13 protein-coding genes are annotated in these 12,768 nt (G+C 69.7%); 1 reads left to right on the forward strand and 12 read right to left on the reverse strand.

The features are described from left to right. Nucleotides 1-8 precede the first annotated feature (8 nt). The 11 genes from WBN91_RS14660 to rplJ all read right to left on the reverse strand — a co-directional run bounded on the left by WBN91_RS14660 (nt 9) and on the right by rplJ (nt 10,975). A complete protein-coding gene (locus WBN91_RS14660; protein WP_337724677.1) occupies nt 9-1,235 on the reverse strand; it encodes an MlaD family protein in 1,227 nt (408 codons plus the stop codon). Continuing rightward, nucleotides 1,232-2,386 (reverse strand): MCE family protein, encoded by a 1,155-nt coding sequence (locus WBN91_RS14665; protein ID WP_337724681.1) that lies wholly within the window; start codon nt 2,384-2,386, stop codon nt 1,232-1,234. Before WBN91_RS14665 ends, WBN91_RS14660 begins: the two co-directional genes overlap by 4 nt. Beyond that, nucleotides 2,386-3,555: an MCE family protein gene (locus tag WBN91_RS14670; RefSeq protein ID WP_337724676.1), complete on the reverse strand. Its 1,170-nt coding sequence runs from the start codon at nt 3,553-3,555 to the stop codon at nt 2,386-2,388. The genes WBN91_RS14665 and WBN91_RS14670 overlap by 1 nt, the downstream gene beginning before the upstream one ends. A 1-nt stretch (nt 3,556) precedes the next feature. After that, entirely contained in the window at nt 3,557-4,567 is a 1,011-nt protein-coding gene (locus WBN91_RS14675; protein WP_337724675.1) for an MCE family protein, read from the reverse strand. Next, nucleotides 4,564-5,592 carry an MCE family protein gene (locus tag WBN91_RS14680; RefSeq protein ID WP_337724674.1) on the reverse strand — a complete coding sequence of 343 codons (1,029 nt, stop codon included), beginning with the start codon at nt 5,590-5,592 and terminating at the stop codon, nt 4,564-4,566. Before WBN91_RS14680 ends, WBN91_RS14675 begins: the two co-directional genes overlap by 4 nt. After that, nucleotides 5,589-6,923, reverse strand: coding sequence for an MCE family protein (locus tag WBN91_RS14685; RefSeq protein ID WP_337724673.1), 1,335 nt, complete (start codon nt 6,921-6,923; stop codon nt 5,589-5,591). The genes WBN91_RS14680 and WBN91_RS14685 overlap by 4 nt, the downstream gene beginning before the upstream one ends. Next, entirely contained in the window at nt 6,920-7,759 is an 840-nt protein-coding gene (locus WBN91_RS14690) for an MlaE family ABC transporter permease (protein ID WP_337724672.1), read from the reverse strand. The genes WBN91_RS14685 and WBN91_RS14690 overlap by 4 nt, the downstream gene beginning before the upstream one ends. 1 nt (nt 7,760) lies before the next feature. Then, entirely contained in the window at nt 7,761-8,546 is a 786-nt protein-coding gene (locus WBN91_RS14695; RefSeq protein ID WP_337724671.1) for an MlaE family ABC transporter permease, read from the reverse strand. Next, nucleotides 8,543-9,673, reverse strand: a complete 1,131-nt coding sequence (locus WBN91_RS14700; protein ID WP_337724670.1) for an ABC transporter ATP-binding protein — start codon at nt 9,671-9,673, stop codon at nt 8,543-8,545. The genes WBN91_RS14695 and WBN91_RS14700 overlap by 4 nt, the downstream gene beginning before the upstream one ends. A 302-nt stretch (nt 9,674-9,975) precedes the next feature. Beyond that, nucleotides 9,976-10,362, reverse strand: a complete 387-nt coding sequence (gene rplL, locus WBN91_RS14705) for a 50S ribosomal protein L7/L12 (protein ID WP_337724669.1) — start codon at nt 10,360-10,362, stop codon at nt 9,976-9,978. A gap of 55 nt (nt 10,363-10,417) precedes the next feature. After that, nucleotides 10,418-10,975 carry a 50S ribosomal protein L10 gene (rplJ, locus tag WBN91_RS14710; protein WP_337724668.1) on the reverse strand — a complete coding sequence of 186 codons (558 nt, stop codon included), beginning with the start codon at nt 10,973-10,975 and terminating at the stop codon, nt 10,418-10,420. A 262-nt stretch (nt 10,976-11,237) separates the two neighbouring features. Here rplJ and WBN91_RS14715 point away from each other — a divergent pair, with 262 nt between their 5' ends. Then, on the forward strand, nt 11,238-11,951 hold the full coding sequence (locus WBN91_RS14715) for a hypothetical protein (RefSeq protein WP_337724667.1): 714 nt from the start codon (nt 11,238-11,240) through the stop codon (nt 11,949-11,951). A gap of 71 nt (nt 11,952-12,022) precedes the next feature. Here WBN91_RS14715 and rplA read toward each other — a convergent pair whose 3' ends face one another. After that, entirely contained in the window at nt 12,023-12,739 is a 717-nt protein-coding gene (rplA, locus tag WBN91_RS14720; protein ID WP_337724666.1) for a 50S ribosomal protein L1, read from the reverse strand. Nucleotides 12,740-12,768 lie beyond the last annotated feature (29 nt).

Below are 12,768 nucleotides of genomic sequence, written 5' to 3' on the forward strand. Positions count from 1 at the left end.
CTCTCCGCTCAGCCCGGGAGCCCGAGCAGCTGTCCCAGGCTGGTCAGGACCACCGGCTCGGCCTGCTGACCGGTCGGCTCCCGCCCGGGCTGGGACGTCTCGCTGCCCTGCGGGGTGCCCGGGGTGCCACCGTACGGCGCGTTCTGCGCGCCGCGCACGCTGGTCACGCTGCCGGGTGCCAGGGCGCAGTACGCCCCGGTGTTGAGGCCCACGGGACTGGTGTCGGTGCCCTGCCGGATCTTGGTGCCCTCGTAGCCCACGGTGCACGGGGGCGGGTCGAAGACGTTCAGCGCGAGGCCGAAGTGGGCGCCGGTGCCGTCGCCCTTGGCCACGCTGAAGCCGCCGCCGACGGCGATCGGGTAGGTCACGGCGATCTGCTCCAGGCCGTCCAGCCTGGTCACCAGGATGTTGCCGGTGGTCAGCAGGTTGGCCATCACCACGCCGAGGTTCGGACCCGACTCGCGCAGCAGCGCCGACAGCTGCTCGGCGGCCTGGGGCGAGATGCCGATCAGGGCGCGCAGGTCGCCGTCGGAGTTCTTGAGGGTCTCGGCCAGTGCCCGCAGGTCGCTGGAGAACGACCGGATCGCGCTGCCCTGGGCCGCCTGGGTGTTCAGCACGACCAGGCCGTCGTTGATCAACGCCTTGGTCTGCGGCAGGTTCTGGGTGGCCGCCTCCGTGAACACGCGGGTGTTGTCCAGCAGCACCTGGAGGTCCGGCCCGGTGCCGTTGAACGCCTGGTCCAGCTCGTCCACGACGGTGCGCAGCGAGTCGGTCGGCACCGACTTGGCGAACGCGTCCAGGTTGGTCAGCAGGCCGTCCACCGGCGGCGGGGTCTTGGTCGCGCTGCGCGGGATGACCGAGCCGTCCGCCAGGTACGGCCCGTCCTCGCCGCGCGGGCGCAGGTCGACGAACTGCTCGCCGACCGCCGACCGGTTCGCGACCACGGCCTCCAGGTCGGCGGAGATGCGCGGGGCGTTCGGGTCGATGTCCAGGTCGACCTCGATGCCGTCGGCGGTCAGCCGCATCTGGCCGACCCGGCCGACCGTCACGCCCCGGTAGGTGACCTCGGCGTTGGTGAACACGCCGCCGGAGTCGGCGAGCTGCATCTTCACCACGTAACCGGTCGCGCCGAACGCCCGGCCGAGGCCGACGTACCGGGCGCCCACGTAGCTCACGCCGACCAGCGCGATGAGCACGAACGCGATGATCTGGAGCCGGGTTCGGGGGGTCGTCACCGCCGACCACCTCCCAGGAGTCCGCCGAGCACGTCACCGAGTCCGGTGTTGCCGCCGATGGTGGGCAGCGGCAGGTTGGGCAGGGGCAGCGGCAACGACGGCGCGTTGCCGTCCAGGCCGGGCAGGGCCGGCAGCGGGCTCTGCCGCGACCGGCCCAGGTTGTCCACGATGGTGCCCAGGTTCAGGTCCAGGTCGGCGTAGAGGTTGGTGTAGTCGCCCTTGATGCCGTCCATCGCCGAGTCCGGGAACGGGTAGGTCAGCAGCAGCTCGAACGCGTTGGGCAGGTTGGTGCCCGCCTCGACCAGCTTCTGCAACGTCGGTTCGAGCGCCTTGAGGTCGGCGACGATGTCCGCCTTGGACTTGTCGATCGTGTCCACGGCGACGTCGGCCAGCGCGTCCAGCGACTGCAACAGGGTCACCAGCTGGGTGCGCTGCTCGCTGAGCACCTTCAGGCCGGGCTCCAACCCCTCCAGCACGCCGCTGATCTGGTCGCGCTGGGCGCTGAGCGTGCCCGCGAGCCGGTTCACGCCGTCCAGCGCGCGGGTGATCTCGGTCTTGTGCCCGTCCAGCTCGCCGACCAGCGCGTTCAGGTTGCTCAACAGGGACTTGACCTCGGGCTCGTTGCCCTCCAGGGCCGCGCTCAGCTCCCGGCTGATGTTCTGGAGCTGGGCGATGCCACCGCCGTTGAGCAGCATGGACAGCGCGCCGAAGACCTCCTCGACCTCCGGGTTGCGGTTGGTCCGGTCCACCGGGATGGTCGCGCCGTCGGCCAGCGTGCCCTCCTCGCGGCCCCGCGCGGGCTTGGCCAGCTCGACGTACTTCTCGCCGAGCAGCGCGGACTGGCGCAGCTTGGCGATGGCGTTGGCGGGCAGCTTGACGTCGCCGTTGACCAGGACGGTCACCTCGGCGGTCCAGCCGTCGGCGGCCAGGTCGATGCGGTCGACACGGCCCACGGGCACGTCGTTGACCTTCACGCCGGCCTGCGGCACGAGGTCCAGGACGTCCTTGAACTGCACCTTCACCGCGTACGGCCGGTCGCCCAGGTCCGCGCCGCCGGGCAGCGGCATGTTGTAGACGCCGTCGAACCCGCCCGACCCGCAACCGGCGAGCAGCAGCGCCCCGTAGGCCAGGACCGCGATGCGCTTGAGGATCACTGGGGCACCCCCGCGAGCGGCAGGGGCAGCGGAACCTTGCCCTGGGACATGTCGCTGAGCACCTCGGCGGGCGTCTTGAGCGGGACCGCGCCGGACAGGATCGGTTCGAGTTGCTTGCACGCCTGCGCCAGCACCAGCGGCACCTTGCCCGGTTCGACGGACTGGATCAGCTTGCAGACCAGCACGATCGGCGGCTGGTTGAGCTCGTTCAGGTCGGCGCGGGTGTCCAGCGTGCCCGACGCCGCGTTGTAGGCGTTCTGGAGGTTGCCCAGGGCCAGCGGGGCGACGTCCAGGGTCTCGGCCAGCGCGGCCCGCTGGTCCACCAGCACCTGGGTGATGCCGGTCAGCTTGTCCACGTTGGTCTTGAGGATCGCCCGGTTGTCCCGGATGAACCCCTGCACCTGGCCCAGCGCGGCGGCCAGCTCGGTCAGGGCCGCGGCCAGGTTCTGGCGCTCGTCGGCGAGGAACCCGGCGACCTCGGCGAGCTGCCGGTTCATGTCCCGCACCTGGCTGTCGTTGGCGGCCAGCATGCCGGTGAACTTCTGGAGGTTCTCGACCGTGCCGAACAGGTCGTCCTTCGAGCCGGACAGGGTGCGGGTGGCGTCGCCGAGCTGCTTGATGGTGTCGCCGAGCGCCTTGCCGTTGCCGTCGAGGTTCGCGGCGGCGGAGTCCAGCAGGTCGGACAGCGCGCCGTCCTTGTTGGCGCCGTTCGGGCCGAGCGCGGTGGTCAGCTTGTCCAGGCTCGCGTACAGCTCGTCCAGCTCGACCGGGGTGGCGGTGCGCTCGCGCGGGATCACGGCGTTGTCGCCCAGCGCCGGCCCGGCCGTGTAGGCGGGGGCGAGCTGGACGTACCGGTCGCTGACCACGCTGGGCGCGACCACGACGGCCTGCGCGGTCGCCGGGACCTTGACCGTCCGGTCGATCGACATGGTGACCTTGACCAGCTTGCCCTGCGGCTCGACCTCGTCGATGACCCCGATCCGCACGCCCAGCACGCGGACGTCCGAGCCCGGGTACACGCCGACCGCCGCGCCGAACATCGCGGTCACCTTCCGGCTGTTCACGCCGGCGAACGCCCACCACATCGCCGCGGCGGCGACGAGTGCGAGCACGCACGCGATCGCGACCGCGCGGCCGAGGTCTCGGCCGACCTTCGTCGTCGTCACGTCAGTTCCCCCTCTGCACGCCGGGGGGCAGGCAGCCCTCTTCGTTGAAGCCGACCACGCCGAGGTTCACCGACGGCGGCAGCAGGCCGCAGATGTAGGTGTCGAACCAGCGGCCGTTGCCCAGGGTGTTGGCGAACACGCGGTAGAACGGGGCCATCAGCGCGAGGCTGCGGCTGAGCGTGTCCTGGTTGCGCTGGAGCATCGTGGACACCCGGTCCAGCTGTTCCAGGGCGGGCTTGAGCTGGGCGTTGTTGTCCGCGACCAGGCCGGTCAGCTCCCGGGACAGCTCGCGGGTGCCGCTGAGCAGCGCACCGATGGCGTCCCGGCGCTTGCGCAGCTCGCCCAGCAGCAGGTTGCCGTCCGCGAGCAGCTTCTCGAACTGCTCGTTGCGGTCGGCCAGGGTCTGCGTGACCTGCCGGGTGTTGGCCAGCAGCTTCGCCAGCTGCTCGTCGCGGGAGGAGATCGTCTTCGACAGGGCGGACAGGCCGTCCAGCGCGCCGCGGACGCTGTCCTTGGTGCCGTCGAGGGTCTCCGACAGCACCTGGAAGCTGTCCGCGAGCTGCTTGGTGTCGATCTGGCCGACCGTGGACGCGAGGCCGTTGAACGCCTCCTGCACGTCGTAGGGCGCCAGGGTGCGCTCCCGCGGGATCGGGCGGCCCGGGTCCATCGGCTCGGACCCCTGCGGGTCCAGGGCCAGGAACTTCTGCCCCAGCAGGGTCTTGATCCGGATGATCGCGGTGGTCCGGTCGCCCACCCACGCGTCCTTGACCTTGAACGTCACCAGCACCTTGTCGCCGGCCAGCTCGACGTCGGTCACCTTGCCGACCTTCACGCCCGCGACCCGCACCTCGTTGCTCGGCACCAGGCCCGCGGCCTCACTGAACTCGGCCTGGTAGGTGGTGCCGCCGCCGATGATCGGCAGGTCGTCGGAGTAGAAGGCGGCGAGCAGCAGCAGCGCGATCACGGTCAGGCTGACCGCGCCGGTGGTCACCGGGTTGCGTTCGGGTTTCACCGGCGGCACCTCGGCTGGGTCACGGGCAGGGCGGTGATCGGGATCGGGTCGTTGATGATCGGCGGGACGGCGATCTGGCCCGTGCCCTCGCACAGGAAGAAGTTGAACCAGGAGCCGTAGGACGCGGTGCGCGCCATCCCCTCGATCTTGGTCGGCAGCCGCTGGATGACGCCCTCGACGACGGCCTCGTTGTCGGCCAGCGTCTGGGACACCACGCCCAGGCGGGCGATGTCGTTCTTCAACGGCTCGCGGGCCTCGTGGAGGAGCCCGGCGGTGGTGCCGGTCAGGTCGCCCAGCGCGGAGATGGCCTCGCCGATGGGCTGCCGGTCCCCCGCCAGGCCCGTGGTCAGCTCCTGGAGGGTCGAGACCAGCGTCGAGACCTGGTCCGTACGGCTGTTCACGGTGTCCAGAACGGTGTTCAGGTTGTCGATGACCTCGCCGATCACCTTGTCCCGGCTGGCCAGGGTGGAGGTGAGGGACGCGGTGTGCCGCAGGAGGCTGTCGATCGTGCCGCCCTCGCCCTGGAGGACCTGGATGATCTCGCCGGACAGCTTGTTGACGTCCTCCGGGTCGAGCGCCTGGAACAGCGGCTTGAAGCCGTTGAACAGCACGGTCAGGTCGAGGGCGGGCTTGGTGCGCTCCAGCGGGATCACGTCGCCGGGCTTGAGCGGGGACGCGTCGCCCACGCCGTGCTCCAGCGCGATGTACCGCTGGCCGACCAGGTTGCGGTACTTGATGGTCGCGGTCGCGGAGGACGGCAGCCGGCGCTCGCCCTCCAGCGAGAACTCGACCTCCGCCAGCCGCCGGTCCACCACCCGGATGTCCTGGACCTGGCCGACCCGCACACCCGCGATGCGGACGTCGTCGCCCTCGTTCAGGGCGGTGACGTCGGTGAACCGGGCCGTGTAGGTGGTGGCGCCGTTGAAGTTGACGTTCGCGATGGTCACGGCCAGCAGCGCCGTCGCGAGGATCGTGACCGCGGCGAAGACCGCCAGCTTGACCAGGGGCGCGGCGAGCGTCCTCACACCGTCACCTCCGCTCCCCGGTACAGCGGCCCCAGCAGCAGGGCCGTGAAGCTGGGCATCTCGGACTTCTCGAACCCGAACTGCGGCGCCAGCAGGGCCGCGAGGAAGTCCATCTCCTCCGGCGAGTTCGCCAGGCTCGGGGCGTCGAACACCGAGGACACCACGGTGCCGTCCGGGTTGATCTGGCCGGTGTTGGGCGGCAGCGTGCCGTCGGTGGCGTTGCGCGCGGGCGGCGGGGACGTCGAGCCGTCCTTGACCGGGCCCTCCGGCGGGTACTGGGGGAACGGGTCGGGCCTGGGCACGATGTCGTAGCAGCGCGGGCCGCGCTTGTCGGCGTACTCCGGGTCGTCCTTGCCCGGCTCGTACTTGCCGCGGTGGGGGACGATCTCCAGCGTGATGTGCAGGCCGGGCTCGTCGGTGCCCTTGCCGAACACCTGGTCCATGATCGGCTTGAACTCGGTCAGGCCCTTGAGCAGGCACGGGTACTCGGGCGAGTACTCGGCCAGCAGCTCCAGCGTCGGCCGGGAGACGTCGGCGAGCTGGATCAGGTTGTTCCGGTTCACCGTGATGAAGCTGTTCAGGTCGACCGACGTGGTGGTCAGCGTGCCGTACATGGCCAGCAGGTTGTCCCGCTGGTCGACCAGCGTGCGGCTGGTGACGGTGGCGTCGGACAGGGCCTGCACCAGGTCCGGCGCGGCGTCGGCGTAGACGTCGGAGACCTCGGCCAGCTTGCTGATGCCCTGCTTGATCGCGGGCAGCTGCGGGTTGAGCTCACCGAGGTAGCCGTCGAGCTGGACCAAGGTCTCGCCGAGCTGCTTGCCCCGGTTGTCCAGGGCCTGCGACATCGCGGTCAGCGTGGTGGCCAGCTTCTCCGGCTGCACCGCCTGGAGCACCGGCAGCAGGTCGTCCAGCACCCGTTCCAGCTCGATGGCGCTGCTGGACCGGTCCTGCTCGATGACGTCGCCCTGGTCGAGGTGGTTGGCGAGGTCGGGCTGCTTGGGCACGACCAGGTTCACGTAGCGCTCGCCGAACAGCGTCTTGGGCAGCAGGCGCGCGGAGACGTTGCCGGGGATGTTGGCGACCTGGTCGGGGTGCAGCGCCAGTTCCAGCACGGCGCCGTCGCCCTCGGTGCGGATGTCCGCGACCTCGCCGACGATCAGCCCGCGCACCTTCACGTCCGAGGCGAGCTGGAGCTGGTTGCCGACCCGGTCGGTCTTCAGCGTCACCTTCACGACCTCGGTGAAGGCGTCCTTGTACAGCGCGACGGTGAGGCTGAGGAAGAGGGCGATCACCGCGAGGAAGACGACGCCCAGGAGCCTGCGGGTGATCATCCGGCGATCCTCACCGTGGTCGTCGTGCCCCAGATCGCGAGGCTGAGGAAGAAGTCCAGCAGGCTCGTCGTGACGATCGCCGTGCGCACCGCGCGGCCGACCGCGACACCCACGCCCGCCGGGCCGCCGGACGCGCGGTAGCCGTAGTAGCAGTGCGTCAGGATGATCACGACCGAGAAGACGAGGACCTTGCCGAACGACCAGAGCACGTCTACTGGGGGTAGGAAGAGGTTGAAGTAATGGTCATATGTGCCTGCTGATTGCCCATATAGCTCGACCGTGATGAGCCGCGCCGCCAGATACGACGTCAGCAGGCCGATCACGTAGAGCGGGATGATCGCGATGAAGCCGGCGATGATCCGGGTGGTCACCAGGAACGGCATGCTCGGGATGCCCATGACCTCCAGCGCGTCGATCTCCTCGGAGATCCGCATCGCGCCGAGCTGGGCGGTGAAGCCGGAGCCGACCGTGGCGCTCAGGGCGAGACCGGCCACCAGCGGCGCGATCTCGCGGGTGTTGAAGTAGGCCGACACGAAGCCCGCGAACGCCGACGTGCCGATCTGGTTCAGGGCGGCGAAGCCCTGGAGGCCGACGACCGTGCCGGTGAACACCGACAGACCGACCATCACGCCGATGGTGCCGCCGATGACCGCCAGCGCGCCCGAGCCGAAGCTGACCTCGGCCAGCAGCCGCAGGGTTTCCCGCAGGTAGCGGTGCAGCGTGCGCGGCGCCCACGCCAGGGCACGCAGGTAGAACCAGAGCTGGTCGCCGAAGGTGTCCAGCATGTTCAGCGGCGCGTTGGCCGCCTTGCGCGCGCGGTTGCCGATCGTGGCCATCTCAGCTCCCCTTCGCCGGGACGACCTGGAGGTAGATCGTGGTGAGGACGAAGTTGACGAAGAACAGCAGCAGGAACGTGATGACCACGGCCTGGTTCACCGCGTCGCCCACGCCCTTCGGGCCACCCGCCGGGTTCAGGCCCCGGTAGGCCGCGACGATGCCCGCGATGAAGCCGAAGATCAACGCCTTGATCTCGGAGATCCACAGGTCCGGCAGCTGCGCCAGGGCGCTGAAGCTCGCCAGGTACGCGCCGGGTGTGCCGTCCTGCATGATCACGTTGAAGAAGTAGCCGCCCATCACGCCGACGACGCTGACCATGCCGTTGAGCAGGACGCTGACCAGCATCGCGGCCAGCACGCGCGGCACCACCAGGCGCTGGATCGGCGAGACGCCCAGCACCTCCATCGCGTCGATCTCCTCGCGGATCTTGCGGGAGCCGAGGTCGGCGCAGATGGCGCTGCCACCCGCGCCCGCGATGAGCAGGGCGGTCACGATCGGGCTGGCCTGCTGGATGATCGCCAGCACGCTGGCCGCGCCGGTGAACGACTGGGCGCCGATCTGGCGGGTCAGCGAGCCCAGCTGGAGCGCGATGACCGCGCCGAACGGGATCGAGACCAGGGCGGTCGGCAGCACGGTCACGCTGACCACGAACCAGCACTGCTGGATGAACTCGCGCAGCTGGAACGGGCGGCGGAACGTGTTGCGGACGACGTCGATGCCGAGCGCGAACAGCCGGCCCGTCTCCCGCAGGGCGCCCGCGCCGGGGAAGGTCGCCGGGGTGCTCACAGGTGGCCTCCCTGCCGGGGCCACGGACTGGGCGTGGGCCGGTCGGCCGGGATGGTGCTCGTCGCGCCGCCGGTCGCGGGGACCGTGCGGTCGTAGGACTGCTGGGTCTGGCTGGAGGTCGCGAGTACGCGGTAGTGGCGCTGCTCCTCGGGCGTGAGGCTGGCGATGATCCCCTGCTGCGCCTCCGGCGGCAGCGTGTGGATGATGCTCATGACCCGGTCCTTGCGCCGGCGCACGGCGGTGCGCGGCGGCAGGCCGGGGGTCGGTTCGAGCTGCGGGACCACGCCGCGCACGTCCTCGTCCGGGGAGCCGTCGTAGTGGCCCGCGTCCCGGTGGGCCAGCTCGGCGGCCATCGTGGCCTGGTCCTTCTCCTCGGACATGCCGATCGGCCCGATGCGGCGGCCGTTGAGGAACTGCTCGACCACGGGTTCGTCGCTGGTCAGGAGCACTTCGCGGGGACCGAACATGACCAGTTCGCGGCGGAACAGCATGCCCAGGTTGTCCGGGACCGTGCGGGCGACGGTGATGTTGTGCGTGACGATCAGGATCGTGGCGTCGATCTGGGAGTTCAGGTCGATGAGCAGCTGGGAGAGGTAGGCGGTGCGGACCGGGTCCAGACCGGAGTCCGGCTCGTCGCACAGGATGATCTCCGGGTCCAGCACGAGGGCTCGGGCGAGGCCGGCGCGCTTGCGCATACCGCCGGAGATCTCGCCGGGCAGCTTCTTCTCCGCGCCGACGAGGCCGACCATCTCCATCTTCTCCAGCACGATCCGCCGGACCTCGGCCTCGGTCTTGCGGGTGTGCTCGCGCAGCGGGAAGGCCACGTTGTCGAACAGGTTCATCGAGCCGAACAGCGCGCCGTCCTGGAACAGGACGCCGAACAGCTTCCGGATCTCGTAGAGCTTGTGCTCGGAACACCGCACGAGGTCGGTGCCGTTGATCATGATCCGGCCCTTTTCCGGCTTCAGCAGGCCCACGAGGGACTTGAGGAAGACGGACTTGCCGGTTCCGGAGGGACCCAGCATCACGCTGACCTCGCCCGGCGGCAGGGTGAGCGTGACGTCCCGCCAGATGGTCTGCTTGCCGAAGGACTTGGTCAGGCCTTCGACGACCACCTCGACGCCCATCGCACCTCCAGGTCACCGGCCACAACGCCTGGGCCGACCCGCGCAGCGGATCGCCATACCCGTGCAACGAGCCCGTCGCGTCGTGGTTACTCCCCAGTTGGGTTAGCGGCGGTCACGGAAACGTAACGTTCGTTGTGATCTCCGTTTCGCCCGATTCGGCCAATCCCGCGGTCACAGGTACATGAAGGACGCACGCGTTCCGGGCATGCGGAAGGGCGGGCACCCCTGTCCGGGATGCCCGCCCTTCCGCGCGTTCAGCTCTCAGGCGCCGACCCGCCGGTGTTCCCGACGGGCCGCTCGGCTCACTTGAGCGAGATCTTGGCGCCCGCGGCCTCGAGCTTCTCCTTGGCGGCGTCGGCGACGTCCTTCGCCACGTTCTCCAGCAGCGGCTTCGGAGCGGACTCGACCAGCTCCTTGGCCTCCTTCAGGCCCAGGCCCGAGACGACCTCGCGGACGACCTTGATGACCTGGATCTTCTTGTCGCCGGCGGACTCGAGGACGACGGTGAACTCGTCCTTCTCCTCCTCCTGCGGCGCGGCGGCGGCGGCCGGGCCGGCGGCGGCAACGGCGACCGGAGCGGCGGCGGTGACCTCGAAGGTCTCCTCGAACTGCTTCACGAAAGCCGACAGCTCCAGGAGGGTCATCTCCTTGAACGCGTCGAGCAGCTCGTCGGTGCTGAGCTTCGCCATGATCGGCGGTCCTTTCTAATTCAACGCCCGAACTGGACGCGATGTGTCGGGTTGATCAGCTTTCGGCCGGAGCGTCGGCCTCGGCGGCGGCAGGCGCCTCCGCGGCCTTCTTCTCCTGTAGGGCAGCGGCCAGGCGAGCGACCTGGGAAGCCGGGGCGTTGAACAGACCCGCGGCCTTGGCCAGGTTGCCCTTCATCGCGCCCGCCAGCTTGGCGAGCAGCACCTCACGGGTCTCGAGGTCCGCGATCGCGGTGACCTCGTCGACCGAGAGGGGGCGGCCGTCCATGAAGCCGCCCTTGATGACCAGGGCCTTGTTGTCCTTCGCGAAGTCGCGCAGCGCCTTGGCCGCGTCGACCGGCTCGCCTTCGACAAAGGCGATGGCGGTCGGACCGACGAGCAGGTCTTCGAGACCCTCGACGCCCGCGTCCTGAGCCGCACGCTTGACCAGCGTGTTCTTCGCAACGGTGTACGTGGTGCCCGCGCCGAGAGCGCGACGCAGCGTGGTGAGCTGCGCCATGGAGAGGCCACGGTACTCGGTCACGACAGCGGCCGAGCTGCCACGGAACTTGTCCGTCAGCTCGGCGACGGCCGAAACCTTGCTGGGCTTCGCCATGATCGCCTCCTCTCTGGGCTTCGGTGAACCGCCGGCCGAAGCGAAGGGGAGGCATGAAAAACGCCCCGGCGCACAGCAGCACGGGGCGGAAGAGACGCGCGAACGCGCCTGAACTTACCTCGTCCTCCTGCGCGGGCCGTTCGCCAAGCGAACCCTTCGTTCCCGTAGCCCGAGGGCGTGGGAAGACCAGCGGTCTTTGGTGGAACCGAGCACCACTGTACGGGACGTGTCCCAACGCCTCCAAATCGGCATGATGTGACCCGTGACCGAAGAGCCACCACGGAACCCGCCGCCCCCGGACATCGACCCGGAACAACTCCGGCAGTTCCAGGAGTTCCAACGGTTCCAGGAGTTCCAACGCTTCCAACAGGCCCAGGGCACCCCCCAGGCCCTCCCGCCGGGCACTCCGACACCCCCGCCCCCACCGCCCGCGCCCCCGCGCAAGCCGCTGTGGCAGGTCGTGTTGAGCAGCAAGCTCGTCCGGCGCCTGATCCTGCTGGCGATCATCCTGCTGGTGGGCATGTACTTCTACGAGCGGTACTTCGGCGGCGAAGACCCGGGCTCGGTGGCGGTGGACAGCGGCGGCGACAAGGGGAACGTCATCGCACCCCAGACCCCGTACGGCCTCCAGGGCACGGTCGCACTGCTCTACAAGCACATCCTGAACGACGACGCCGGCCGTGCGTGCCTGCTCTTCAGCGAGGACAAGGCGAAGAAGGCGTTCACCGAGGCTTTCCGCGCCCCCGACTGCGAAACGGCCGTGCACCAGCTGAGCAAGCAGGTGACCAACGGCGCGCAGTACCGGCAGATCGGCTTCCCGTCCGACATGCGCGCGGTGCCCAACGGCGGTTCGGTCGACGTCAGCTCCTGCAAGCTCCAGGTCGACGGCGGACCCCGGCTGGGCCGGTTCGTCCTGTCCATGCAGGAGAACAAGACCTGGGTGATCACCGGCTACCAGGCCGAGCCGAGCTGCTGAGCGCAAGCGAAAGCCCCTCGGCACCTAGGGTGCCGAGGGGCTTTGGTCGCTACACGCGAGCGGGAGCCGGATCAGGCGGTGGCTTCGTCGCTCAGCAGGTTGCGGGTGCGGTTCGGGTCGACCGGGATGCCCGGGCCCATCGTCGTGGAGACGGTGACCTTCTTCAGGTAGCGGCCCTTCGCGGCGGACGGCTTGGCCCGCAGGATCTCGTCCAGCGCCGCGGCGTAGTTCTCGACCAGCTTCTCCGGGTCGAAGGACGCCTTGCCGATGACGAGGTGCAGGTTGGCCTGCTTGTCCACGCGGAAGTTGATCTTGCCGCCCTTGATCTCCGTCACGGCCTTGGTGACGTCGGGCGTCACGGTGCCGGTCTTCGGGTTCGGCATCAGGCCGCGCGGGCCGAGGATGCGGGCGATGCGGCCGACCTTCGCCATCTGGTCGGGGGTCGCGATCGCGGCGTCGAAGTCGAGCCAGCCACCCTGGATGCGCTCGATCAGGTCCTCGCTGCCGACCGCGTCCGCACCGGCGGCGGTGGCCTCGGCGGCCTTGTCGCCGGTCGCGAAGACGATCACGCGGGCGGTCTTGCCCGTACCGTGCGGCAGGTTCACGGTGCCGCGGACCATCTGGTCGGCCTTGCGGGGGTCGACGCCGAGCCGGATGGCGACCTCGACGGTCGCGTCCAGCTTGACCTTGGACGTCTCCTTGGCGAGCTTCGCGGCCTCGAGCGGCGAGTACAGCCGCTCCCGGTCCACGAGCTCAGCTGCGGCCTTGTACGCCTTGCTGCGCTTCATGCTGCTGTCCTTAACAGTGGATCAGTTGT

It is taken from the genome of Saccharothrix sp. CCNWYY140 (genome assembly GCF_037401995.1).
In the GTDB taxonomy this organism is placed as follows: domain Bacteria; phylum Actinomycetota; class Actinomycetes; order Mycobacteriales; family Pseudonocardiaceae; genus Actinosynnema.